At 43.5% G+C, this 24,726-nt stretch carries 27 protein-coding genes; 11 read left to right on the top strand and 16 right to left on the bottom strand.

Annotated features, from left to right (window positions below):
• The first annotated feature begins 53 nt into the window (after positions 1 to 53).
• From NAF17_RS16750 to NAF17_RS16740, 3 genes are all read left to right on the top strand, one after another.
• Entirely contained in the window at positions 54 to 902 is an 849-nt protein-coding gene (locus NAF17_RS16750) for a sugar transferase (RefSeq protein WP_370341396.1), read from the top strand.
• Positions 903 to 1,149: 247 nt separating this feature from the next.
• Positions 1,150 to 1,392 carry a hypothetical protein gene (locus NAF17_RS16745; RefSeq protein ID WP_252759170.1) on the top strand — a complete coding sequence of 81 codons (243 nt, stop codon included), beginning with the start codon at positions 1,150 to 1,152 and terminating at the stop codon, positions 1,390 to 1,392.
• 134 nt (positions 1,393 to 1,526) lie between these two features.
• Positions 1,527 to 2,621 (top strand): AI-2E family transporter, encoded by a 1,095-nt coding sequence (locus NAF17_RS16740; RefSeq protein ID WP_252759169.1) that lies wholly within the window; start codon positions 1,527 to 1,529, stop codon positions 2,619 to 2,621.
• A 78-nt stretch (positions 2,622 to 2,699) separates the two neighbouring features.
• Here NAF17_RS16740 and NAF17_RS16735 read toward each other — a convergent pair whose 3' ends face one another.
• Genes NAF17_RS16735 through NAF17_RS16720 form a run of 4 tightly spaced genes read right to left on the bottom strand, consistent with a single transcriptional unit; the run spans position 2,700 to position 4,932 of the window.
• The gene (locus tag NAF17_RS16735; protein WP_252759168.1) at positions 2,700 to 3,635 is read right to left on the bottom strand and encodes a hypothetical protein; all 936 of its coding nucleotides are present in this window, start codon (positions 3,633 to 3,635) and stop codon (positions 2,700 to 2,702) included.
• Between the two features lie 31 nt (positions 3,636 to 3,666).
• Positions 3,667 to 4,392, bottom strand: a complete 726-nt coding sequence (gene recO, locus NAF17_RS16730; protein WP_252759167.1) for a DNA repair protein RecO — start codon at positions 4,390 to 4,392, stop codon at positions 3,667 to 3,669.
• Complete coding sequence (locus NAF17_RS16725) at positions 4,382 to 4,747, bottom strand: diacylglycerol kinase family protein (RefSeq protein WP_252759166.1); 366 nt, start codon at positions 4,745 to 4,747, stop codon at positions 4,382 to 4,384. The genes recO and NAF17_RS16725 overlap by 11 nt, the downstream gene beginning before the upstream one ends.
• The gene (locus NAF17_RS16720) at positions 4,747 to 4,932 is read right to left on the bottom strand and encodes a hypothetical protein (protein WP_252759165.1); all 186 of its coding nucleotides are present in this window, start codon (positions 4,930 to 4,932) and stop codon (positions 4,747 to 4,749) included. Before NAF17_RS16720 ends, NAF17_RS16725 begins: the two co-directional genes overlap by 1 nt.
• Before the next feature lie 222 nt (positions 4,933 to 5,154).
• Between NAF17_RS16720 and NAF17_RS16715 the strand changes: the two genes are divergently transcribed.
• A complete protein-coding gene (locus tag NAF17_RS16715; protein ID WP_252759164.1) occupies positions 5,155 to 5,931 on the top strand; it encodes an SDR family oxidoreductase in 777 nt (258 codons plus the stop codon).
• On the opposite strand, the gene NAF17_RS16710 is transcribed toward NAF17_RS16715, so the two are convergent.
• From NAF17_RS16710 to NAF17_RS16700, 3 genes are read right to left on the bottom strand one after another with little or no spacing between them, the layout of a single operon-like run.
• Positions 5,928 to 6,134, bottom strand: a complete 207-nt coding sequence (locus tag NAF17_RS16710; protein WP_252759163.1) for a hypothetical protein — start codon at positions 6,132 to 6,134, stop codon at positions 5,928 to 5,930. The two genes, NAF17_RS16715 and NAF17_RS16710, sit on opposite strands and share 4 nt — an antisense overlap.
• 29 nt (positions 6,135 to 6,163) lie before the next feature.
• On the bottom strand, positions 6,164 to 6,355 hold the full coding sequence (locus NAF17_RS16705; protein WP_252759162.1) for a hypothetical protein: 192 nt from the start codon (positions 6,353 to 6,355) through the stop codon (positions 6,164 to 6,166).
• 9 nt (positions 6,356 to 6,364) lie between these two features.
• The gene (locus NAF17_RS16700; protein WP_252759161.1) at positions 6,365 to 7,909 is read right to left on the bottom strand and encodes a CotH kinase family protein; all 1,545 of its coding nucleotides are present in this window, start codon (positions 7,907 to 7,909) and stop codon (positions 6,365 to 6,367) included.
• Between the two features lie 117 nt (positions 7,910 to 8,026).
• On the opposite strand from NAF17_RS16700, the gene NAF17_RS16695 reads away from it, so the two are divergent.
• Positions 8,027 to 8,644: an HAD family hydrolase gene (locus NAF17_RS16695; RefSeq protein WP_252759160.1), complete on the top strand. Its 618-nt coding sequence runs from the start codon at positions 8,027 to 8,029 to the stop codon at positions 8,642 to 8,644.
• 146 nt (positions 8,645 to 8,790) lie between these two features.
• Here NAF17_RS16695 and NAF17_RS16690 read toward each other — a convergent pair whose 3' ends face one another.
• Both NAF17_RS16690 and NAF17_RS16685 read right to left on the bottom strand, forming a co-directional pair.
• Positions 8,791 to 9,861: a YbjQ family protein gene (locus NAF17_RS16690; protein ID WP_252759159.1), complete on the bottom strand. Its 1,071-nt coding sequence runs from the start codon at positions 9,859 to 9,861 to the stop codon at positions 8,791 to 8,793.
• 104 nt (positions 9,862 to 9,965) lie between these two features.
• Positions 9,966 to 11,612, bottom strand: coding sequence for a M28 family metallopeptidase (locus tag NAF17_RS16685; RefSeq protein ID WP_252759158.1), 1,647 nt, complete (start codon positions 11,610 to 11,612; stop codon positions 9,966 to 9,968).
• Between the two features lie 297 nt (positions 11,613 to 11,909).
• On the opposite strand from NAF17_RS16685, the gene ileS reads away from it, so the two are divergent.
• From ileS to NAF17_RS16670, 3 genes are read left to right on the top strand one after another with little or no spacing between them, the layout of a single operon-like run.
• Positions 11,910 to 15,293 carry an isoleucine--tRNA ligase gene (gene ileS / locus NAF17_RS16680; protein ID WP_252759294.1) on the top strand — a complete coding sequence of 1,128 codons (3,384 nt, stop codon included), beginning with the start codon at positions 11,910 to 11,912 and terminating at the stop codon, positions 15,291 to 15,293.
• A complete protein-coding gene (locus NAF17_RS16675) occupies positions 15,294 to 15,671 on the top strand; it encodes a TraR/DksA family transcriptional regulator (protein WP_252759157.1) in 378 nt (125 codons plus the stop codon).
• Positions 15,672 to 16,277, top strand: a complete 606-nt coding sequence (locus NAF17_RS16670) for a lipoprotein signal peptidase (RefSeq protein ID WP_252759156.1) — start codon at positions 15,672 to 15,674, stop codon at positions 16,275 to 16,277. It begins immediately after the preceding gene.
• A 97-nt stretch (positions 16,278 to 16,374) separates the two neighbouring features.
• Here NAF17_RS16670 and NAF17_RS16665 read toward each other — a convergent pair whose 3' ends face one another.
• Positions 16,375 to 16,614 (bottom strand): hypothetical protein, encoded by a 240-nt coding sequence (locus tag NAF17_RS16665; protein ID WP_252759155.1) that lies wholly within the window; start codon positions 16,612 to 16,614, stop codon positions 16,375 to 16,377.
• A gap of 236 nt (positions 16,615 to 16,850) precedes the next feature.
• Here NAF17_RS16665 and NAF17_RS16660 point away from each other — a divergent pair, with 236 nt between their 5' ends.
• On the top strand, positions 16,851 to 17,993 hold the full coding sequence (locus NAF17_RS16660) for a lactonase family protein (protein ID WP_252759154.1): 1,143 nt from the start codon (positions 16,851 to 16,853) through the stop codon (positions 17,991 to 17,993).
• Positions 17,994 to 18,089: 96 nt separating this feature from the next.
• On the opposite strand, the gene NAF17_RS16655 is transcribed toward NAF17_RS16660, so the two are convergent.
• The 6 genes from NAF17_RS16655 to NAF17_RS16630 form a co-directional block, all read right to left on the bottom strand.
• Positions 18,090 to 18,590, bottom strand: coding sequence for a hypothetical protein (locus tag NAF17_RS16655; RefSeq protein ID WP_252759153.1), 501 nt, complete (start codon positions 18,588 to 18,590; stop codon positions 18,090 to 18,092).
• 74 nt (positions 18,591 to 18,664) lie between these two features.
• Positions 18,665 to 19,822 (bottom strand): N-acetyl-alpha-D-glucosaminyl L-malate synthase BshA, encoded by a 1,158-nt coding sequence (gene bshA, locus NAF17_RS16650; RefSeq protein WP_252759152.1) that lies wholly within the window; start codon positions 19,820 to 19,822, stop codon positions 18,665 to 18,667.
• Positions 19,823 to 20,061: 239 nt separating this feature from the next.
• The gene (locus tag NAF17_RS16645; RefSeq protein WP_252759151.1) at positions 20,062 to 20,472 is read right to left on the bottom strand and encodes a hypothetical protein; all 411 of its coding nucleotides are present in this window, start codon (positions 20,470 to 20,472) and stop codon (positions 20,062 to 20,064) included.
• Positions 20,473 to 20,555: 83 nt separating this feature from the next.
• Complete coding sequence (locus NAF17_RS16640; protein ID WP_252759150.1) at positions 20,556 to 20,795, bottom strand: hypothetical protein; 240 nt, start codon at positions 20,793 to 20,795, stop codon at positions 20,556 to 20,558.
• Positions 20,796 to 20,905: 110 nt separating this feature from the next.
• Entirely contained in the window at positions 20,906 to 21,592 is a 687-nt protein-coding gene (locus NAF17_RS16635) for an SIMPL domain-containing protein (protein WP_252759149.1), read from the bottom strand.
• A 295-nt stretch (positions 21,593 to 21,887) separates the two neighbouring features.
• Positions 21,888 to 23,318 carry a pseudouridine synthase gene (locus tag NAF17_RS16630; protein WP_252759148.1) on the bottom strand — a complete coding sequence of 477 codons (1,431 nt, stop codon included), beginning with the start codon at positions 23,316 to 23,318 and terminating at the stop codon, positions 21,888 to 21,890.
• Between the two features lie 236 nt (positions 23,319 to 23,554).
• Between NAF17_RS16630 and NAF17_RS16625 the strand changes: the two genes are divergently transcribed.
• Both NAF17_RS16625 and NAF17_RS16620 read left to right on the top strand, forming a co-directional pair.
• Positions 23,555 to 24,331: a lytic transglycosylase domain-containing protein gene (locus NAF17_RS16625; protein ID WP_252759147.1), complete on the top strand. Its 777-nt coding sequence runs from the start codon at positions 23,555 to 23,557 to the stop codon at positions 24,329 to 24,331.
• 185 nt (positions 24,332 to 24,516) lie between these two features.
• The gene (locus NAF17_RS16620; RefSeq protein ID WP_252759146.1) at positions 24,517 to 24,711 is read left to right on the top strand and encodes a hypothetical protein; all 195 of its coding nucleotides are present in this window, start codon (positions 24,517 to 24,519) and stop codon (positions 24,709 to 24,711) included.
• The last annotated feature ends 15 nt before the right edge of the window (positions 24,712 to 24,726 follow it).

Genomic DNA, 24,726 nt, shown 5'->3' with positions numbered 1-24,726 from the left:
TAGCGCTATTTGTATATAACCGGCCTGGCCATACCAGCCAAACGTTAAGTTATTTGCAAAAAAATTTTCAGGCGGCGGAGTCTGACCTGTTCATATTTTCTGACGGGGCAAAAACGGATGCCGACAAGGCTGCTGTAGAGGATGTTAGGCGTGTTGCTGCCGAAGCTACGGGCTTCAGATCGGTACAGGTGATAGCCCGCGAACAGAATATGGGGCTGGCTAATTCCATCATTGCAGGTGTTACGCAATTGGTGAACGAATACGGCAGTGTAATTGTATTTGAGGATGATTTAGTATCATCTCGCTATACATTGCAGTATTTTAACGATGCCTTGGCGCGCTATGCTCATGAAGAAAGGGTAATGCACATAAGCGCGTATATGTTCCCGTTGCAGGATGAAGGCTTACCCGAAACCTTCTTTTTTCGTACGGCATTTAGCTGGGGCTGGGCTACCTGGGCAAGCGCCTGGAAAAACTTTGAGCCTGATATTGATAAACTGATGGCGGCTTTTGATGAAGAGAAAATTAATCAATTTTCGATACAAGGTACCATGAACTTTTGGAAGCAGATGCAGGATTTTAAGGCCCGTAATAACAATTCGTGGGCTATCCGGTGGTATGCCTCAGTTTTTTTGAATAAAGGGCTTACGCTTAATCCAAGCCGGTCGCTCATCCATAACATTGGGCACGATGGCACCGGGGTACATTCCAATATAGAAAACATGTACGGCGTGCAGGTAGCACAGCAGCCCGTTAAATATTATCCGGAAATATTACAGGAAAATAAGCAGGCTTACGAAGCCATAAAATACTTCCTGAAGAACCGTAAAGGCAGCCTTTTACAGCGGGGATTACGCTTCGCTAAACAGCTGATGATTAAATCGCTGCCTCATAAAAAGTAGTTTATTAACATTTGGCCAAATTTTATTTCAGTTGTTGATAAAAATATATTATTTAAATATTGTCTACTAAGTATATAGATATTATATTTGGTCAATTATTATATATCCTACCCAACCAATTGTTCTTTATGATATAATGAGGTCAGTAAAAACACAAAAAGAGAGAGCCCAAAAAGTTTTCTCTTTTTTGTTTGTGAAACATTGGTAAGCTCTTTGGTGTTATACCCAATATTACAAGAACTAAACCATGATTGAAGAGAAAGACATCACCCCCGCAGATAAAGACGGCAAATACGAGTTTGCGTTATACTACTCGGGCCGCGAAGTACCTTGCCGTGTAGAAAAGGTACAAGACAAACTTATAGTACATATAGAAGATAACATAGAGGCCGAGTTGACCATCCAACATGATGGCAACGTTATACAAACCGGTGGTAACGACCTGGCAGAATCTGCTATAGATTACATCAAGAAACGCATATTGGGCTAACCGGCCTGATCAACAAGTTTCACAAAGGGCGCGGGGTGCAGCGATTGAAATATCTGTTAATGTTGATATCGCTAACATAAACTCAGTGCCCTTTGTGATTTTATCTTTACCGCGTATCCCTCAAATTTGCCCGAATGAATATCACCTACCTTAACCAAACGCTTCGTGTCCTTTTACTTTTTGTGTTGGTATTTGGCATCTTATACTTTGCGTCGGCTGTGCTTATACCGCTTACTTTTGGCATGGTACTATCTATGCTGTTGTTGCCTGTGTGCCATTGGCTCCAAAGTAAAGGGATGGGTAACGGGTTGGCGTCCATTTTAAGTGTAGTTGCCTTGCTTGTGGTTATTGGGGGTATGCTTACGCTTTTGCAATACCAACTAAGCGATCTGGCAGAAGACCTGTCTAAAATTGAAGAACGTGTAAATAACATAGTTGCCGGCCTTAAGGATTATGTAAAACAACACTTCGGTATCTCGCATCGCGAACAGCAAAAAATCATTAAAGAGCAGCAGGGCAGCACTATGGGCCAGGCAGCGGGTATGGTTACTACGCTTATAAGTTCGTTCGCCGGTATACTGGTTGATGCTATTTTGGTATTAGTTTATACCTTTCTTTTCATTTTTTATCGGGCTCATTTTAAGAAATTTATACTGCGTTTGTTTAAACCTGATAACCGCAAAGAAGCCGAACTGGTATTGGGCAACGCCGGTAAAGTAACCCAAAGTTACCTTGGCGGATTGGGAATGATGATCGTAATGCTATGGATTATGTATGGCATTGGCTTTACCGTTGCAGGCGTAAATAATGCCCTGTTTTTTGCGGTGCTATGCGGGGTACTGGAACTTGTGCCTTTCGCGGGTAACATCACAGGTACATCCATTACCGTTTTAATGGCATTGGCACAAAGTGGAGACACCCGCGTAGTTGTTGGTGTGCTGATAACTTACGGGCTGGTACAACTCATTCAAACATATCTGCTTGAGCCATTGGTTGTTGGCGATAGGTTAAATATTAACCCGCTGTTCACCATCCTGATAATTGTAATAGGCGAAGCGGTTTGGGGTATCCCCGGGATGGTGCTGGCGGTGCCACTGTTGGGCATGTTTAAAATAGTGTGCGACCATTGCGAACCCCTGCATGATTACGCCTTTTTAATTGGCCCTCCCAAAGAGAAAAAAGCAGAACAGGGTAACTTTATTTTAAGGCTTTTTAAGCAAAAAAAGTAGACTTTAAATGACTTTTTTCCGTCCCCAAATCGACTTTAAAACGCCTTTAATTGTTCATTTTTCGAACTTAATTAAACCTTATTTCGCCGCCACAAATCCCTTAACTCTTACCGAAATAATACTGGCATGTTTCATGCCCAAAGTTTGGCCGGATACGGTGGTTAAAAAAAGTTTTAGATAGGTATTCATAATACCGGTTGTTGCGCGGATGGCCGCGGCTTCGGCTACCTTGTCGTCTAAAAAGCCAATTAAAGGTTTGTTATAATGCCACGTGCCGGCAGCATCTATGGTAGCCTCAAACAAATAGTCGAAATCCTGGTAGGCTTTATGGATCACAATATCATAAACCGGGCTAAGGTAATCATCATCGGTGCTGTATTTGTTATCTAACAGGCTGGGAGTTGCTTTTCGTTTTTCAACCGCTACGTTTGGGTTTGTGCTGATGAGCTGCACCGGCTGCGATGCCGCAAATGCTTTTTTAATGTCGGTATTGGCCTTGGCTACTAAACCACGCACATAAAGGGTATCCTGCCTGGTGGCGCGCTGTAAAACAGAAATATCGGTGTGCAGCTTATTTTTGATATAATCTTCAGAGAACAACCTCATGGTTACACGCGACTTGTTCAGGTTGATGGAATCGCCTTCTGCCTCCAATAACTGAAATACCAGGCTATCCTTACTTAATACTTTCATCTTTAAAAAGGCATGGGCGATATTGAAAACAGAATCGGTACCCAAAGCCAGCGGGAAATTGAAGAACTTGCCTTTTTGAGGGCTATAAAGCGCCGCCGAGTCGGCAGATACAAAGCGCAGCTTCCAGTCGGGTATCAAATGGAAGCCATATTCGTTGTAAGTCAGGCCGTTATTTTGCTTGCGCGATACCTCCAGAAAGGTAATGCCCTCAACACTTTTAAAAGATATTTTTGATTTTGCTGGTTTGCGTGGGCCGCAACCAGCGAGCGCCAAAACTATAAACCCCGAAATCAGTAAAATTATTTGTAGATGCTTATTCACCTGCTCAATTTAGTAATTATCCGTTAAATTTTTACCCCAACACCTCTTCCAGTACCTCGTGCGAGCGAATATTCCCGAAACCTTCTATGTGCATGGCGTAGTACTCCAACAGTTTATTAATGAGGTAACGCCGTTCGTCGTTACTTAGTTTTACGTCGTCGATATTGGCGAAACTGCTTTTAAGCAAGGTATAAAAATTTTTGGTATGCGGTGGTGACAGATATGAGACACTATCGGGTTTATAATTACTGAACACGCCATCCTTCATATCAAAAAAATCAGCTTCAGACATCAGTCCACCATGCGGGTAAAAGCCCAGGTATCGCGTTAGTTGTACTAAAAACAGCAGATGGAAGTTTGCCAGTCCGCGGGTTTTGTGGTCCAGCAGTTCAATAGCGTTAAAAATGAAATCGAAAATATTCTCGTCCGGTGTTTGCTGTTTTACGGCCTTGTATAACACTTCGTTCAGGAACATGGCAATGCAGCTTTTGATCACATCATAAGGGATGGTGAGCAGCGTGGGGGCGTTCTTCAGTTCGGCTATACGCTGCACATTGCCGTTGCTTTTATGGTAAACCACCATATCAACCAAATGCAGGGGCTGCAGCATATTGCTGCCAATTTTGGCCTTGGGCTTTTTTGCCCCGTTAATGATGTACGATTGCAGGCCGAATTTTTCGGTAAAGATCTGCACCACCACGCTGCTCTCGCTGTAGTCGGTAGTTTTAAACACAATGCCACGGGTTTTATGCAACATGGAAAAGTAATAGTATTTTCGGTAAAAAAATGATAGCGCCGGTAACCAATGTAAATATGGCTATTATCAAAACCGCCGCTGCGCTTACATCTTTAACACGACCTGCCAGCTCGTTATAACCCGGCGATACCAGGTCTACCAGGGTTTCGATACTGGTATTAAACAGTTCCATCATCAGCACCAAAGCGATACAAAGCGTTACCCAGTGCCATTCGTTCGCGCTGATGTCAAAATATAAACCCATCGCAATAGCAAGCAACGCTACAGATGTTTGGATCCTGAAGTTTAGCTGTGTTGCAAAGGCATGCCTGATGCCTTTAAGCGCAAAACCAACACTCCGGATAAACTTTTTCATTAGCGTTTTTTAAAATGATCTACCAGCATCAACACAAAGCTGATGCAGCCTGCAAGCGCGAAACCTGCCGAGCCGCCATTCATAAGATCCTGAATTTTACCCGATGGTACAAACAGTGCCGCGCAGGCAAATAGTATAAGTGCTATGCCCAGCAATAAGTATGTACGGGCAACCTGGTTTTTCATATTAAATTATCAATGAGGTGTAAGCCCTTAAGCTTAGTACAAATATATTTTATTTATGTTAGCAACGGTTAATGGGTTTTTGCAATAAACATAAACACACCCCATGAATGGCAGTGTCGGTTGCCGCTGCTGTGGTACCCTCTCGAGAGGGTATTTGCAAGGTATTGCCAAACAGCAGCAATATTAACAGGGGTGTGTTATTAAACAACAAGTGTAATTCAAATGGATTTAAAACTAACTAACAAAGTAGCCATTGTATTGGCGGCAAGTAAGGGATTGGGCAAAGCTATCGCGATGGCATTATCTGCCGAAGGCGCGAAAGTGATCATAGGCTCGCGTGATGAAGTGGCGCTGAACAAAACCGCCGCGGAGATCAGGGAAGCCACCGGTAACGAGGTTGTTGCTATCCCGGTTGATGTAGCCAGTGCCGCGCAGGTAACCGAATTTATTAGCAAGGCGGCTGATGCCTTTGGCCGGATAGATATTTTGCTGAACAATGCCGGCGGCCCGCCTTTTGATAAGTTTGAGAATTTTGATGACGCGCAGTGGCAGCAAGCCTTTGACCTTAACCTGCTGAGCATGGCGCGCACCAGCCGGATAGTGTTGCCTCATTTGCAAAAAACAGGCAGCGGGCGCATTATAAATATTATCAGTGGTTCGGTAAAATCGGTTTTGGGTGGTTCGGTATTATCTACCGCTATGCGGATGGGGGTTGTGGGGATGGCCAAACTAATGGCCGATGAGTTTGGCCCTTACAACATCACTGTAAATAATGTAGCCCCGGGATTGATCCTGACAGACCGCATCAAACATACCCTGCCAAAGTACGCCGACCCTGAAGAGGCCATCAAACAAAAAGCTAAAACCATTCCCCTTGGCCGCATTGGCAAACCCGAAGAACTGGCCGCGCTGGTAACCTTTTTGGCATCAGAACAGGCCGCCTACATCAGCGGGCAAACCATACAGGTTGATGGCGGGGCGGGGCGTAATATTTATTAGGATTTTTTATTTATCATAAATTGATCGAACTTCACTTCTCGTTGGTCAATACCTTCAAAATCTTCAAGTAGCTTGGCTATTTGAAGATCAAGTTCGGTAACTGTCGATGCCACGTCTACAATTAAGCTATGGTTGTAGGTAGCCCTACCCCATAAGCTAATATCACTACGCTCAATAAAAAGGTCTAATTTTAATTTTTCCATAAGTTTAGCGGCGCGGCGCGTAATATATATTAGGATTTTTTTTCAGCCAGCCTTTTCTTTTTCATTTTTCGGAAGCCTATGGCAAGCAGGCAGCCAACAACAGCGCCTATTAATACGCTACCCCATTGTTCGTTTTCTGCACTTACAAAAAATAAGCTAAATATGGCAAACAGCACAATAACCACTCCCGCAAATATTACGATGTAGATCTTTAAATTCATGCGGTTAAATTACAAATTACTATCTATCCACGCTACACGCTGGGTTAGCCAATATTTAAGCTGTGCAACTTCTCTTGGGTAAGTGCCCAAAACAACAGGGTTAGGCCATACATATTTGTTTAGGATATCCCACTTGGTGAAGTTCTCCTGGGCAGGTAAGGTCAAATATGCCTGCGAATCATCAATGCTTTTATACATGGCGGGGATGCCGTTAGCCTTAAGGAATTGCCATCGGGTACGTACCTTGGTCAAAAAAGCGGGGTCTTGAAACAAGCGCTTAAACCATGGCCCATCTTTTACCCACCAGCCCTCGGGTTTGGTGGCATCGCTGTAATCTACGTTACCCGCGCCGAGGTCAAAATCCCAGGCGGGGCCCATGCCCAATTTGCCCCCGCGGTCTTTATAGTAATACATACTGCTAAAGTTGGCAGCGTCCTGGTTCTTAAATAATTCGTTCACCAAAAACCAATTAATGAACGAATCTGAATTAATGTATTTGGCATAACCGTTGACCAGGTCGGCAAAGTTTGCAGCAAAAATGGCGCTCTCGGTATCTTGTATATAGCCTTTAATATAAGCCGTTTGGGCATCGCTCGGCACATCCGGCGATTTAATGGTGAATGGTATGCCGCCGTTTGTTGCAAAAAGATATGGATCTTGCTTTCGCTGGTCAAGTTCTAATAAATAGCCGCCTGTTATTACTGATGCGCCATTATCGGCAGGTTTTAATTCGGTAATGTTTACACGGGCGGCATTAACTTCAACCTGTTCGGTAAGCATGTAAGTGCCCTGGTACTCTCCGTTCATCACTACTTCTACAAATATGCCATGCGGGGCGAAATCGCTGCTAAGGCTTTGGGCTATACCATCGGCAATATAATTACGCATCAGTGTTTTATCGGTGTAATTGGCAAGCAAAACCCAGTTTTTGGCAGATGCCAGGCCCAATACTTTAGCCTTCGAATCGAATTTTAAGCGGTAAGGTTTTTTAGGCATCCCCCAGGTAGAATTACCGCGCCCCTTTATCTGTAATTTAATATCATTGGTTTCCTGGTCGTAAAGGCCGTTTGTATTTATGTTAATACTGCCCGCAACGTAATCTACTTTTGATACTACGGGTGCCGCTGTGGTAATGTTAAAAATAGGTAGGCCGGTAAAATTGTAAATGCCTACGGTGTAATCCTTACTTGCGCCTTTACTATCGGTTACGGTGTATACAACAGGTTTTGTAAAATCATTTAAGGTAACGCCGCTTGCCTGTACCACATCTTTAACTTTTACTACCGATGCGGCATCCTTAAGCTTAAAAGTTAAAACCAATTGGCGGCTGATGCTCGCCGGGCCGGTGGTGTAACCTTTTAAGATGTCACCTTCCTGGGTAAGCGTAATGTCGGTAAAAATTTTGCTGTTGTTTTTTACCTCAGCGGTTAGCGTAATGGGCGGGGTGTTATCCACCACAACAGGTGGCGTATCTACAGGTGGTGTAATAGTGCTATCTTTTTTACAGCCAATAACCAATAACAGTAAACACACGTAAGTAAGGCTTTTTTTCATGAAAGGATTATAACTGGTGATGCAAGGTATTAAAAAAAGGTTAACACTGTGTTAACAACCTGCTGACTTAATCATTACAATAATGTTTGCGGGTTTATATATATACTTGCAGCCATTATGGAACAGGCAACTTCAACTCAAAAATATAAAGCTTTAAATAAGCTATCCGCCGGGGATTTTAAAGCGTTTTTATACGATTGCGACGGCACCCTTGCCGATAACATGGGCGCGCATAAGGAAAGCTATATCCGCGTAGCTGCCGATGATGGTTACGTAATTGAAGGAGATATTATTGATGAATTTGCAGGCCTGCCGATACTGAACGTGGTTGACGAGATCAATAAACGCTACCATACCACCTTTGACCCGGTTGATTTTGCCGCACGTAAATACAAGGTGTTTTTTAGTGAATACATTGACAAAACCCAACCTATTGACTATGTGGTGAACCATTTGATAAACCACGCGGGCAAAGTACGCATAGGTGTGGTATCCGGCGGCAGCCGTACATCCGTTGAGAAAACTTTAGAGATTTTAGGCATCCTGGATAAAGTGGAAGTACTGATCTGCGCGGGCGAAACCAAGCATGGTAAACCCTATGCCGACCCATTCCTGGCCGCCGCCCAAAAACTTGGTGTAGACCCTAAACATTGCCTGGTATTTGAAGACGGCGAACCCGGCGTACAAGCCGCGGAAGCCGCCGGCATGCAATGGGTTAGGATTGATAAGGTGTAAAGAGGCCGTATCATAAATCAAATTGGCCCTCTAAGAATCGCCTGTACGGAAATAGACTCCATCAGATACCCGAATAAATCAAACAAAAGCGAGGCTGATCATTAATTATGATACAGCCTCGCTTTATAAAAAAGTCTATTTACAAGTTAAATCATAACTTTTAGTGCCTCTAATTTATTGCTTAACAAAGTAATGATTTGCGATAACTGTAATTCATCCGACCTGAAACCATGGTGGTCATTTGTGCAACTATTGCAGAATTTTAGTTCCATTGAATTTGATGTGCCACAAGTACAAGTCCAAACCTCTTTTTCAGTAGAAGATAAAAAACCTTTTTTTAGCCCAATAGTAATTTTTACCGGGAATGCTTTAATTAAATGAACGAGCGTTTTTTCTAAAGCAGCAATGTCGTCCATATTATAAGTAGGTTTATCTGCTTGCAAAATATTTAAGGCAAGTTTTCTTTTCTTTAAATCACCATCTAAAAGTTGATTTATAAAATTGTAGTCTACAAGGTCATTGTTTTTTATCAACTCAAATACCTTGTTTAAGTAATGACTCTCTGTTTCTAATAATAAATCATTATAAAACAATGGTATAGCTTCTTCGACACTCAACGTAGAAAAATAATCATTGTAAAGTTTTAGGACTTCTTTATAATCATCATTATTGGCAAAATTTACCGAGTCTAATTTTTTAAACTTTTTTAACAGTGTGTCTTTAAACATTGCAGAGCGGGTGTCTACTATTATTTGAAGGTCTTTTAATGTAAGTTTAAAAGAATCACTTGCCAACCCCTCAACCAGACGAATAATATTAGCCCGTTCGTTTATCTTGTCTTTATCAACTTCTTTAGAATTTGATTGTTGAATAGGATTTACAGCATTTTTTACCACTACAGCAGTTCCCCATGCTGTAATCATAAACATCTGCATGTTTTTTCCACTTACTTCGTCAACATCAACTTTTAACCCAAGTATGCAGTTGGCACCTAAGCCGCGTGCTTTAGCTTTTAAAAACTCAACAGCTTTTTCATTTAATAATTGAATGCTTTTCTCATAACGGGTTGCCCTGCCACCGAAAATATCCGTAAACGATGCCCCAAAGTCGCTAAAGAAATTCGCCCCAACCATTAGGTTAGAATAAATCGGTTCTATATAATTTACTATTTCCCAGCCCTGTAGCGTTTCTGTTGTGGTAACTAATATTTTTTTCATAATAAGGTTTGAATAAAGCTATATACTAAACTCTATAAAAACAAAAAACCCGGCTGAAATATTTAGCCGGGTTTTGCAGTAGGATGATTTTCAGTTTAATCTATTTATTTCCCCATCGCTTTATCCCTGATCGCCTTAAATTCCGAACCTTTTTTCCAACCCGGGAAGGTGGTTTCACCACTTAACTTAACGCCGAGCCGGTACATGAGGTTAGCGGTTTGGGCCATGCCCTTGGTATCCATCGCTTCGCTATACTCGTCTGATGGTTGGTGGTAATGTTTCTCATTATACTCTTTGGCCTGCGCCTTGCCAAATTCTTCGCCGCGCTGGATGCTTTTTGACCCGTTGTGCAAGTCTAATGCAGGTACGCCAACCTTGGCAAAGTTGAAATGGTCGGAGCGATAGTAGCTGCCCGAGCCAGGTGTTTCATCACCCACCACATCCCAGCCTTTTGGTTTGGTTAGGGCTATTACGTAGTCGTCCAGATCGTTTTGTCCTTTACCGGTGATAGAGAAATTACTGGTTTCGCCAAAGTCAGATAACGCATCAATATTTAAGTTGGCCACCGTTTTGTTAAGCGGATAAACAGGGTGCGTAGCATAATATTCCGATCCTAAAAGGCCCTGTTCTTCGGCAGTAACGGCTAAGAAAACAATAGAGCGTTTTGATTTTTCCTTTTGCGCGGTGAACTTTTTAGCAACCGCTAAAATTGCGGCAACACCGCTGGCATTATCTATGGCGCCGTTGTAGATGCTATCGCCTTTTGCATCGGGTTTGCCCACGCCAAAGTGGTCCCAATGCGCGGTGTATAAGATGGTTTCGTCCGGCTTGGCCGTGCCTTTAAGAGTGGCAATTACATTATGCGATTTTGAATATTTAAGCGTGTTTTTTAACGATAAGGATACCGTACTGTTCAACTCCACAGCCTTAAAATCTTTCTTGCGGGCATAGGCGCGGATATCGCCCCGGATGCCAGCCGCAGATAGCAAATTGGCAGCAGCCTCTTCGCTTATCCAGCCTTCTACCTGGCAGCGGTTCATATGCTTATCGGCCTGTTGCAGGTAAAGTTTAGCCCCGCTAAAGCTGTTTTGGATCACCTGCCAGCCATAACTTGCCGGCTCTGTTTGGTGTATGATGATAACTCCTGCGGCACCCTGGCGCGCGGCCTCTTCATACTTGTAAGTCCAGCGGCCATAGTAGCTCATGGTATCGCCTTTAAACAGTTTTTCACCAGCCTTAAAGCCCGGGTCGTTCACTAAAACGATCACGGTTTTGCCTTTTACATCAAGTCCTTTATAATCGTTCCAACCGTATTCGGGTGCAACCACACCAAAACCCGCGAATACCAGCGGGGAATTTTTCAGGCTCAGGCTATCTACCTCGCGGCGGGTAGCGGCCACAAAATCTACACCCGATTTTAGGGCCACAGTAGCCGCGCCGCTAATATTCAGATCCTGCGCGGCAGAAGTAATTTCTACCAGGGGTACTTCCTGAAAGTAGCTGCCTTTGTTGCCCGGCTCAAGTCCCAGCTTTTTAAACTCGCCGGCTATGTAGGCAATGGTTTTGTCCTCGCCTTTGGTGAATGGCTTGCGGCCAAGCAGGCTGTCGTTAGCTAAAACGGCAATATGTTGCCTTATATCTGCCGCCATCCCGGTGTCGGGGGTGGTGGTGGTAGTCGTTTTCTTTTCGTTACCGGCGCATCCTGCCAAAAGGGCGGCAGCCGCTAAAACGCTTATGAAGGTTAATTTCATGGGTTTGATGAGTTTGTTAGTCAAATATAGGAAACAAAGATATTGTTTTGATGTGGGCGATTTACTCACCCCGACATCGCTTCGCTCGTCGACCCTCTCTCCGCAAGCGGAAAAGGGTGAGATTACAAAATAAAAATTTTATCTCCTCTTTGCACAGCAGAGAGGGGGCAGGGGGTGAGTTAATTTGCGAAGTGCTAATAACACCGAAATCTCTCCGTCATAATTCCCTATTTAACTATCATTTAATAATAAAATTCGCTATTTTTGCAACCTTTAAAATTCGACGCGAACACATTGATGTACAAGGAATATAAGCAGTTAAATCTATCCCAAACGGGTAAAGACGTGCTGGATTTCTGGAAACAGAACAGCATATTCGAAAAAAGTATCAGCAGCAGGCCGGCAAGCAAGCCGTACACCTTTTATGAAGGCCCGCCCAGCGCTAATGGTATGCCCGGTATCCACCACGTTATGGGGCGGAGTATCAAGGATATTTTTTGCCGTTATAAAACCCTAAAAGGTTACCAGGTAAAGCGTAAAGGCGGCTGGGATACCCATGGTTTACCTATCGAGTTAGCTGTCGAAAAATCGTTAGGCATTACTAAAGATGATATCGGTAAAAAAATAACCGTTAAAGAATACAACGATGCCTGCCGCAAGGAGGTAATGCGTTATACCGACGTTTGGAACGACCTTACCCTCAAAATGGGCTATTGGGTGGATTTGGACAACCCGTACGTTACCTACGAGAACGAATACATCGAAAGCCTTTGGTGGATCCTGAAACAGCTTTACGATAAGGACTTGTTGTACAAAGGTTACACTGTACAGCCATATTCGCCAAAATCGGGTACCGGCCTTAGCTCGCACGAGCTGAACCAGCCGGGCACCTACAAAATGGTAAAGGATACCACCATTGTTGCTCAGTTTAAAGTAAAGAACGATAAAGATTCGGCATTTTTATTTGATGGCGTAACCAGCGATGTATTTATCCTTGCCTGGACTACCACTCCATGGACACTACCTTCAAACTGTGCTTTAGCCGTTGGCGAAAGCATCAGCTATGTACAAATAAACACTTTTAATCCTTATACGTACGAGCCTATCAGCGTTGTATTGGCTAAGGACCTGGTGAAAAAATATTTTAAGGCTGAAGGCGAGAACGCGTCTTTTGAAGATTACAAAGGCGGCGATAAAATTATCCCCTGGTCCTTAACCCGTGAGTTTAAAGGCACCGACCTGTTGGGCATCCATTACGAGCAGCTAATGCGGTACGTAACCAATGCAGACCTGGAGAAAAACGCCTTCCGTGTTATCCCGGCAGATTTTGTGACTACCGAAGATGGTACCGGCATTGTACACACCGCCTCTATTTTTGGTGCGGATGACTTTAGGGCATGTAAGGAAAACAACGTACCATCGGTACTGATAAAAGACGAGAACGGTAAAGATGTGCCTTTGGTTAATAAGCAGGGCCGCTTTGTAGATGAGGTTACCGATTTTGCAGGCCGTTACGTTAAAGAAGAATATTACACCGATGCAGACCGTGCCGCAGAAGGTTTCAGGCCGACGGACGTACTCATCTCCATCAAATTAAAAACCGAGAACCGCGCGTTCGACGTTAAAAAATACGAGCACAGCTACCCGCACTCGTGGCGTTCTGATGAGCCGATACTATACTATCCTTTGGATAGCTGGTTCATCCGTACTACCGCGGTGAAGGATAAAATGGTTGCGCTAAATAAAACCATTAACTGGAAACCCGAAAGTACCGGCACCGGCCGTTTTGGCAACTGGCTGGAAAACCTGGTAGACTGGAACCTTTCGCGTTCGCGTTACTGGGGTACCCCGCTGCCTATCTGGCGCGAGGAAGATGGCAAGGAAGAAAAATGTATCGGCTCGATTGCCGAGCTGAATGCCGAGATAGAAAAATCTATCGCCGCCGGTTTAATGCCTGCGGGCTTTAAACTGGAGGATATGCACCGCCCTTATGTGGATGATGTGATCCTGACCTCATCAGCCGGTAACCGTATGCTGCGCGAGGCAGACCTGATCGACGTTTGGTTTGATAGCGGTGCTATGCCATACGCGCAATGGCATTTCCCTTTTGAGAATAAAGAGGAGTTTGCTGCTGCTTACCCGGCCGATTTTATTGCTGAGGGTGTAGACCAAACCCGCGGCTGGTTCTTTACCCTGCACGCCATTGCGGTAATGCTGAGCGAAGCCAGTGACGAGATTAAAGCCGTGAACGAACTGGTTGGTAACAAAGGTGTAGCGTTTAAAAATGTGGTATCAAACGGGCTCGTGCTTGATAAGAACGGTAACAAAATGTCTAAACGTTTAGGCAATGGTATCGATCCGTTTGAAACTATCGAGCAATTTGGTGCCGATGCAGCCCGCTGGTATATGATCAGCAACGCGTCGCCATGGGATAACCTTAAATTCAATATCGATGGTATTGATGAGGTTCGCCGTAAGTTCTTCGGTACGTTGTACAACACGTACTCGTTTTTTGTGCTGTATGCCAACATCGATAAGTTTAAATACGAAGAAGCCGAGATCGCTTTAGAAAAACGCCCGGAACTTGACCGCTGGATCATATCGTTACTAAACACTCTGAGCAAAGAGGTTGACGGTTACTACGCCGATTTTGAACCAACTAAAGCTGCCCGCGCCATACAGGAATTTGTTGACGCGCATTTTAGCAACTGGTACATCCGCTTGAGCCGGCGCCGTTTCTGGAGGTCGGATAATTCGGAAGATAAGTTATCGGCATATCAAACGCTTTATACCTGTTTGATTGCTATCAGTAAATTAATGTCGCCTATAGCGCCGTTCTTTGCAGAGCGTTTATATACTGATCTGAACAGCGTTACCGGTAAAGAGGAGTTTGAATCGGTACACCTTGCTTACTACCCGGAATATCATAACGGCCTGGTAGATAGTGCCCTTGAAGAGCGGATGCAAATGGCGCAGGATATTTCATCGCTGGTATTATCGCTTCGTAAAAAAATAGAAATCCCGGTTCGCCGCCCGTTAAGCAAAATATTATTGCCGATATTGGACAAGACCTTTAAGGAGCAGATAGAGAAGGTTAAAGAACTGATTCTTTCTGAAACGAACATCAAGGATATTGAGTACATTACCGATGCCGCCGGTTTCATTAAAAAGAAGATAAAACCAAACTTTAAGGCCCTGGGCACTAAGGTTGGTAAAGATATGAAAGATGTAGCCGCGGCTATCAATGCGTTTGGCCAGGAACAGATCTCGGAATTAGAAACTACAGGCACAATTGCGGTGCTTGATGGCAAATACGATATCCTGTTATCGGATGTGGAAATTATCGCAGAAGATGTTCCGGGCTGGCAGGTTGCAAATTTAGGCAAACTAACCGTGGCTTTAGATGTTACGATAACCGATGAGCTGAAAGAGGAAGGTATTGCCCGCGAACTGATAAACCGCATACAAAACTTACGTAAGACTAAAGGATTTGAAGTTACCGACAAGATAACCGTGGCTGTGAATTGCGGCGCGGAGATCTGGAAAGCAGCGGAGAATAATTTAGCTTATATTTGCGCCGAAATTTTAGCTGATAGCCTTGCGCTTGATAATCAGCTAACTGAAGGCGAAAAGGCCGTTATTGACGAATATGAAATTTTGATTGCTATAATTAAAACTTAAATGGAAAACCAAAAAACAAGGTACTCTGATTCGGAATTAGTAGAATTTAAGGGCCTATTATTAGAAAAATTACGCAGCTCCAAAGAAGAGCTAAATGCATTAGCTACTTCGTTAAGTTCGCCAAACGCGAATGGTACAGATGATACTGCAGGTACTTACAAAACATTGGAGGATGGATCTGCAACGTTGGAAAAAGAACAAATTAACCAGTTAGCTGCCCGCCAAAAGAAATTTATTGAGCAGTTAGAGGCTGCTTTGATACGTATCGAAAACAAAACCTATGGTATTTGCCGCGAAACCGGTAAGCTAATCCCTAAAGAACGCCTGCGTGCGGTACCGCATACAACGCTAACTATGGAAGCTAAACTGAAGCAATAAATGAAGGCTGCTTATACAAAACCTTTTTTTACTGCTGCTTTAATTATCCTGCTCGATCAGATCATCAAGATCTGGGTTAAAACCCACATGCAAATGCACGAGGAGATCCACTTTATGGGTAATCGCGGGATGCTAAACTACGTGGAAAACAACGGCATGGCCTTTGGCATGGAATTGGGCGGCGAGCTTGGTAAACTGGCTTTAACGCTATTCCGCATCGTCGCGGTTTGTGGTATTGGTTTCGCTTTGGTGTTTCTGGTCAAACATAAATACCACCGCGGCCTTGTGATGATGGTAGCCTTAATATTAGCCGGTGCGCTGGGTAATATTATCGATTCTACCTTTTACGGGGTCATCTACAATTACGCCGGCATCTTCCACGGCCGTGTAGTAGATATGTTTTATTTCCCGCTGTTAACAGGCCAGTTCCCGGCATGGGTGCCCATCTGGGGAGGCGAGGAGTATACTTTCTTCCGCCCGGTATTTAACCTGGCTGATGCTGCCATATCAGTAGGTGTCATCATGATACTATTAAATCAAAAGCGCTACTTTCAACAGGAAGAGCCCGAGGTTAGTAGCCCTAATAGCGAAATGGTAGAGGAGTAAAAAGCTTCTATACAATATTTAAAGCCTCGATTTATCGGGGCTTTTTTTGTTTAAATCACGCGTCTTTGCGAGCTATAACGTGGCGATCTTCGATAGATCAGTCGACTGTATACCTGTCCTGTTTAGGCACATGCGGCACGCATGTCGACAGCGGGCGAACCAAAAGAAAAGGGCAAGTCAAAGCAACACTTCCACCGGCCCTGCCGGTTTTTAACGCTCTCTCGCCATATGCGCGTACTTCGAAACTAAACCGACATTCCCGCCATACACCCGGCACGCCCGCTTTGAGATTTGAGCCAACGCTGGTTAAAAATGTAGCGATCGATCTTAAACCCATCGATATATAAATGTTCCGTTATTGCAAGGTGCGAAGCAATCTTTTTAAGTAAATCCATCATGCAAGGTGTATAATTGTCCTAAAGGGATTGCTTCGCTCCTTACAGCAATGACGCCTATGTTAAGCTCTGATGTAAAAACTCGCATTAAACTTCCCCCGCCATTCCTCGTCTCATACAAGCACCCCAACTTTATAAATTGTTTTATTAACTTGCACTTATAAACCAAAAATTCCTAATGAAAAAATTACTGATATTGATCTCTATGTTATCCCCTTTTTTAGGCACCGCGCAGCAAAAGCCCAAAAAGTCCCTTTTCCCAAAAAGCTATGATATTGTTGTTGGCGCTTATACAAGCGGTAAAAGCAGCGGGTTATCCGTTTATCGTTTTTATACTGAAAGCGGCCGCATAGCTTATCTTAACCGTATCGATGATGTAAGCAACCCATCGTATGTGGCGGTATCGGCCAATAATAAATTTGTATACGCGGTAAACGAGAATGATAACGGCGAGGTTAGCTCATTTAAATTTGACGGTAAAACAGGCGCCTTAACTTTTATCAATAAAGTATCGACATTGGGTGGTTCGCCATGTTATGTATCGGTTGATAAAGAACAGAAGAACCTGTTTGTAGCCAATTACTCGGGTGGTAATATCGCGGTGTTACCTATTAATGTAGATGGTTCTATTGGCGCTGCGGTGCAAACCATAAAGGATGAAGGCCATGGCGTAAATAAAGAGCGCCAGGAGAAAGCACACGTGCACACGGCGGTTCTATCGCCCGATGAAAAATATGTGCTGTACACCGACCTGGGTACCGATAAAATAAACATCACCAAATACAAAGGCGGTAAGGAGAACCCGATAGTGCCTGTTAAACCGGCATTTGTAAGTGTAACCCCGGGTTACGGCCCACGCCATTTGGCTTTCTCTAACGATAAAAAATACCTGTACGCCATTATGGAAATGGGAAGCGCGGTTTTAGTGTACGACTATAACAACGGCAAACCTAAATTGAAACAAGACATTACTTTATTGGCTGATGGTTTTAAAGGCGCTACAGGTGCTGCGGATATCCACATCACACCAAACGGAAAGTTCTTGTATGCCACTAACCGTGGCGATGCTAATGATATATCTGTATTTTCAATCAACCAGGAAAATGGCGAGCTTACCTTTATCGAGCGTAAGCCTACAGGTGGCAAAGGCCCGCGTAACTTTGCTATCGATCCATCGGGTAGGTTTATCGTTATCGCGCATCAAACCAGCGATAGCATCATTGTGTACAAAATAGATGAGAATACCGGCAAAATTGGGCAGGCCGTTAGCCGTGTAGAAGTTGGCAACCCGGTTTGTGTGAAGTTTGCATCAGCGATGTAAGAGGAAATTCAAAATTCAAAAACAGAGAAGCCGAAAGTGTCATACACTTTCGGCTTCTTGCATTTATTAGTTAAAGATTTTGAATTTTTACTTTATCTACTGGGCTTTGGTAAACGAGTAAACGATGTAACCTTTGCCGCTGTTACCAATTGGTACAGGTGAGCGTAAGGTCATGTTGGCATTGTCTATATTGCCAATATCTAAACGGTAACCTTCGGCTACGTTTTTGGCTTTATCGCCTTGGTAAAGTTTTTTGAACTGGAACTGCGTACCGGTGCTGCCACCGTTAAACACCGACCAGAATATGGGTTGCGACGCGCCGCTTTGTAAGGTATAAATACCGTTACCGCTATTAGTAAATTTCCAGGTGCTGCCTACAAAATCCTTTGGCGATGCCTGGTCAAACACGTTTTGTACAGCGCCTGGTAAAAGGCCGTCATAGCTTACGTTAGTAAGCGTCCATGTGCCGGTAAATTTACCTCGAGACACATTTGCAGATGTTGTAGTACCCGCGTTTGTTTGCTTCGGTGTTGAACAAGCCGAGAAAATAAAGGCAACAGCTAAAATGGCAATGGTTGTTTGGAATATCTTTTTCATGTTATTTCTTATTATAATATATGTTGATTGGTGTATAAACACAAATCAGGCCAAAAGGTTATAATTATGTTACATTATTTATTGCTGCATTTAGCAACTTCCAGTTTATTCTTTTCTATCACTTCTTTGTAGAAGTTTTCGTACAGTGGCATAATGTTGGCAAGCTCCAGTTCTTTAGCGCGTTTAAGAGCGTTTTCTTTAAATTGGTTAAGCCTGTCCTCATCCTCTAAAATATAGATTGCTTTCTCGGCCATGCCGTCAACATCGCCAATATCCAGTAAAAAGCCGGTAACACCTTCTATGTTTAGCTCTGGCAAACCGCCCGCGTTACTGCTGATAACAGGAACTTTGCAGGCCATAGCTTCTAATGCTGCCAAACCAAAACTTTCGGACTGTGACGGCATCAGGAACAGGTCGGCTACCGATAGGATCTCTTCGATGGCATCCTGCTTGCCTAAAAAGCGTACATGCTCGTTAATGCCCAGGTCGCGGCAAAGGCGTTCACATAAAGAGCGTTCGCCGCCATCGCCAACCATTAATAATTTAGCCGGGATCTTCTCTATCACTTTGGCAAACATCTTTACCACATCTTCGGTACGTTTTACCTTACGGAAGTTAGAAGTATGCACCAAAACCTTTTCGCCATTAGGGGCGATGGCTTTTTTAAAGTGATCCTTCGGTTTAAGGCTAAAACGTGTAAGGTCGATAAAGTTGGGGATCACTTTAATGTCCTTCTCTATCTTAAAATATTTATAGGTGTCGTTTTTTAAATGCTCAGATACCGCGGTTACGCCATCGCTTTGGTTAATGGAGAAGGTAACCACCGGTTTATAGGTGTTATCCTGCCCAACTAAAGTAATATCGGTACCGTGCAGCGTAGTGATGAACGGAATAGAAATGCCGTAAGTTGCCAGGATTTGCTTTGCCATAAACGCTGCAGATGCATGGGGAATAGCGTAGTGTACGTGCAGCAGGTCCAGTTTCTCAAACCTTACCACGTCTACCAGGCGGCTGGCAAGGGCCAGTTCATACGGTGGGTAATCAAACAATGGGTATTGCGATACCGATACTTCGTGGTAAAAAAGGTTTTCGGAGAAAAAATCGAGGCGCGCAGGTTGGTTGTAGGTAACAAAGTGAATTTGGTGCCCGCGGTCTGCAAGGGCTTTACCTAACTCTGTAGCAACAACCCCGCTTCCGCCGAAGGTGGGATAACAAACTATTCCTATTTTCATTTTGTGTGATACGCTTTAAGCCCTCACCAATGTTATGTTTTTAGCACTGATAATGAACATACAAGTTTAACAGCAATTTGTTGTAAAAGTGTTACCCGTATGTAAAATGATTGATAGGAGAGATGTAAGTAAAAATTCACAAGTCAAAATTCAAAAATCGAGAAGGCTGAAAATTCTGGAGGTTGAGAATTGCAGGGCACAACGCTAATGCACCAATCAACTAATGAACCAGTGAACACTTATACCACCCCGGCCATCAACCTCAATAACGAAGCGTTCACCAGATTGTTGATGGCGTTTAGCGCGACATTACTTTTGGAAGTTTTTTGCAGATCGGCATGATAGATCATATGATCAACACCCAAAACTTTAAGCGTGGCATCGGCAGTGATACTTTCGTTACGCTTGTAGCAGCAAATTTTAATGTGCTTATAAAAAGGGTTGGTTTGCAGGCGGCGTAATATGCGTTCCAGGTTGCCTGCCATGTGCGCATGGTCAAACAGGATCACATCGGGTTTTGTTTCGTGCATTTCCGGGAATATCGAGGTAATGGCAAAAATATGTTTCACGTTATCGTACTCGGCCAGTAGCTGGTCGGGGAAAGCTTGCGGGGCAACCAAAAGTACTTTTTTAGAACGTGTACGTATCATGCTCAAACAGTTAAGGGACACGAATATAAAATGTATATTCTATATTAACAAACTACAAGCAATATTATAGTTATAAGCAACTGTTAATGAATTGGTCGCGCGTTTAAGGTATCGCTTGCGCCGCGGCCGCTTGGGTCGGCATTGCCTTTGTTAAGGCTGTCCGTTTTTGTTGAATCAGCCGCCCGGGTATTGTTTGGATCGCCGGTTCCCAACTTGGCTACGGTATCTGCCGAGCCGCCTAGAGCCTTGCTGCCGCTATCTTTACAAGCAGTTACCGATGCTGATAATAAAATAACGATGGCAAAATATTTTAACGTTTTCATAAGGGTAAATTTATTTTTTATAATAACATGCCTGTAAAATAAATGTTTGCCGTAGCCCCAAAACAAAAGCGGCCCCGATTACTCAGGGCCGCTTTAATATACAGGGTTAATTATTTTATTTCGAAAATGGCGTTGATCTGGAAACTCAGTTTGATCTTACGCACATCGATGTCAGATACCGGCGCTACATCAGCGCTTGCTGCTTTTGACATAAACATTACGTTACGTGGCTGCGGGAAACTGCTGTTATCGCTTTCTGTAATGTTTAGCACGCTGCCCAATTTATCGCCAAGGCCGCTCACTAAAAAAGCTGCTTTATCACGGGCAGCTATCAAAGCTTTCAGTTTAAGGGCGTTTTTAATATCGTTGATCTTAGAATAATCGTAGCTATCGATGTTTGTGCTCTGGATGCCTTTAGCATCAACCTTGCTTAAGATCTGGTCAAATTTATTCAGATCGCGAAATTTGATGCCGTATTGTTTGCTGGCTAAAAAGTCCGGGTTTTTCTTTTTCTCGGTCTGGTAATTCCATGATGATAGGCTGTTGATGGTAAAATCCTCTTTGGCAATACCGGCTTCGGCAACCGCTTTTTCTAATTGTTTTTCCAGGGTAGAAATGGTCACTTTGGTTTTACCGTTCATGTACTCTTTTAAAGAGATAGATACGTTGATAATATCGGGCGTAACCTCTTGCTCGGCAATGCCGGTAACTTCAATTTTACGGCGCAGGTCTGCGTTTTGTGCGAATGCCCCAAAGGTGGTAGCAACAAGTGCGGTTATTAAGAATAATTTTTTCATGTTGTGTGTCTTTCTAGTATTTGTATAATGTAGAGTTAATTACGTGCCGAAAGTTTAATTAGCAACATCAATAAATATAAATTAGTAACCCATAACGCGATTTGATGTTTTAATAAGTTGATAATAAACACTTAAGCCAATAATAATGAGCACAAATATTTTAATAATATTTGTATGGAAGCCCTTAAGGAGGGAGACGGGAAGTATCGCGTCGCCACATTATAATATTCGTCGAACCAAGCTAAACAAAAAAAGGCGCCAAAAGGCGCCTTTTAATATTACGTATATTCTGATCTTATTTTATCAAATGCTTCAATTGTATCACTTCCTTCTCATCAAGGTATCTCCAGCGGCCACGCGGAAGATCTTTTTTGGTAAGGTTGGCATAAACCGAGCGGTCGAGTTTTACAACATCGTAACCAAGCGATTCGAAGATGCGGCGCACAACACGGTTTTTACCGCTATGGATCTGGATGCCGATCTCTTTTTTTGTACCACCCGTTACATACGATACGCTGTCAGGTTTAATCACACCATCTTCAAGCTCTACACCAAATTCGATCTTATTCAGATCGCCCTGGCTAAGTGCTTTGTTAAGCTCTACCAGGTAAAGTTTAGTAACACTGTTACGGGGGTGAGAAAGTTTATCGGCAAGGTCGCCATCGTTGGTCATCAATATTAAACCGGTTGTGTTACGGTCAAGGCGGCCAACAGGGTAAATGCGTTCGCGGCTGGCTTTTTCTACCAGGTGCATAACGGTACGGCGTTCCTGAGGATCGTCCGTAGTAGTAATGTAGTCTTTTGGTTTATTAAGCAATACGTAAACGTTTTTTTCGCGTTTTAAAGCCTCGCCGTTGTAACGTACCAGGTCTTTAAGCGGGTCAACCTTGTGGCCCAGTTCAGAGATCACCTCGCCGTTTACCGATACCACACCTGCAGCGATCAGTTCATCGGCCTTACGGCGACTACAGATACCTGCATTGGCAATATAACGGTTAAGGCGTATCAGGCCGTCGTCTTTAGGTTTAACAACCGGGTTTTTACGGCCACGCATGGTAGGTTTTGCCGGGGCATCATCACCTTCGCGTTTGCGTAAACCTGTTGAAGTACTCGGAAAATCTTTTACGCCTCCACGGGTATTGTTAAATTTTTTCTCACCAAAGCTTTTCTTTGGTCCGCCTGAGCCATCGGTACCGGCGGGTCGTCTATTAAATGGTTTATCACCGGCAACAGGGTTTTTGCGTGGGCCGTATGATGCCGGGCCTAAGCCTGGTTTGCGGAAAGTGCTACCGCCTTCGCTATCGCCACCCGGTGTGCGGCCGCTATAAGGCTTATCGCGCGGGGTAAAACTTTTACGGTCGCCTTGTGGTGCATCGCCGCCGAAACTGCGTTTAGGGCGGTCGTTATCTGCGGGCCTGCCGGTATATGGGCGGCCTTTTGGTACAAATGCTTTTTTATCGCCACCGCTAAATGATGAGGGCTGGCCATAGGCTTTCTTAGGCCTGTCGGTGCCTTCAGTATCTGGTTTACCGGTTTTGGGTTTTGAGTAGGTAGATTCGCGTTTATCTACCGAGAAGTTTTTTTTGCCATCTGTGCGGCCTGCGCCGAATGATTTTCCTGTAGAGGATGATGATGGTCTTTTGCCGTTTTCGCCACCACTTTTCGAGCGGTTTTGAGAGTTGTTCGGCCTGTCGTCGCGACTACCTGCTGGTCGTTTAAATACCATAATTTTTTGTTTTGCGCTTTCGCAGCGTGAGGGTCAAAAGTACAACTTTTAAACCAAAAAAGCAACTTTTTAATCGGGCTCAAAAAGTACGTTTAAACCGTTTTAAACCACGATTTTGGCACTGGTTTAAAATTATCAAAACACTAAGCTTTAAGTAAGTGTTTGACAATCTGATTAATATAACATACCTTTGCATTATATCATACCAAAAAGTATAATTAATGATTAGAATTGAAATGACAAAAAAACACTTAATTACGTGCTCCGTAATCCTGGTGCTGGTTATCATTTCCAGACTTAACATTTACAGTACAGACCCCGTTTTTACCCCAAAAATTATTATTAATACACCTTCAAATTACATTTTTAACCACACTGTTAATGATGCCGAAGTGGCGTATAATTTTGCGAACGAAGCACTGCCTGTAAACGACAAAAGAGTAGATTTTAAATTAAAAAAATCAATATCAAAGCACGGGTACAAAACAGTTCAATCGAACGTTTTACATGCTAAAGCCGACAAGATGTTCCCTATCATAGAACCTATCTTAAAAGCCTACGGGATCCCCGAAGATTTTAAGTACGTACCGTTAGTAGAATCGGGCTTGTGCGAAGGTACATCACCCAAAGGCGCACGTGGTGTATGGCAGTTTATGCCTGGTACCGCACGCACCTACGGTTTAAAGGTTGGCAAGGGTAAAGATGACCGCTTAAATTTGCGTAAATCTACCATAGCTGCCTGCAAGTACATTAAGGAACTGTACGGTGAGTTTAACAGCTGGACATTGGCCGCTGCTGCTTACAATAACGGTTCTATTAAACTGGAACGCGCCATGAACAAGCAAAATGAGGACAACTATTTCCGCATGACACTTAATCGCGAAACCGGTTCGTACGTTTACAAGCTTGTTGCAATGAAAGAGATCATCAATAAGCCTGCTAAATATGGTTATAAAAACTTTTATAGCTATATGCAAAAGCCAATGCCGTTTTTAGTTGCACACAACAATTAAAGTAATTTAATATTACGGAGCACATTCAAAAAGCCATCCCTGTTGGGGTGGCTTTTTTTGCATTAGCGGCTGTTAAGGCGTTTTTGCAACATTTAAATTTGCTTAAACAGGCTTAAGATTATATCTTATGGAAGATAAGTAAAAATTATTGTTCGAACGCTGGCCCTATAATCTATTACACACAATTGATTTTTATAAAACCGGGGCATGAACAAGAGCTTTATACGTTTGAAGACGAGGTGATACCGCTTCAAAAAGGGCATAATGGCCAGCTGGTTTACCGGTTAATACCTGCACAAAACGCGTTTATAAAAATCAACCGTCAACTACCTTGCGAGGTGCATTTGGTAACGTTTAACAGCAAAGCCGATTTTGAATGATATAAAAATGATCCA

This window comes from Mucilaginibacter aurantiaciroseus, assembly GCF_024055595.1.
In the GTDB taxonomy this organism is placed as follows: domain Bacteria; phylum Bacteroidota; class Bacteroidia; order Sphingobacteriales; family Sphingobacteriaceae; genus Mucilaginibacter; species Mucilaginibacter aurantiaciroseus.
The sequence above is the reverse complement of the archived record's forward strand: the minus strand, read 5'-3'. Positions and strand labels throughout refer to the sequence as shown.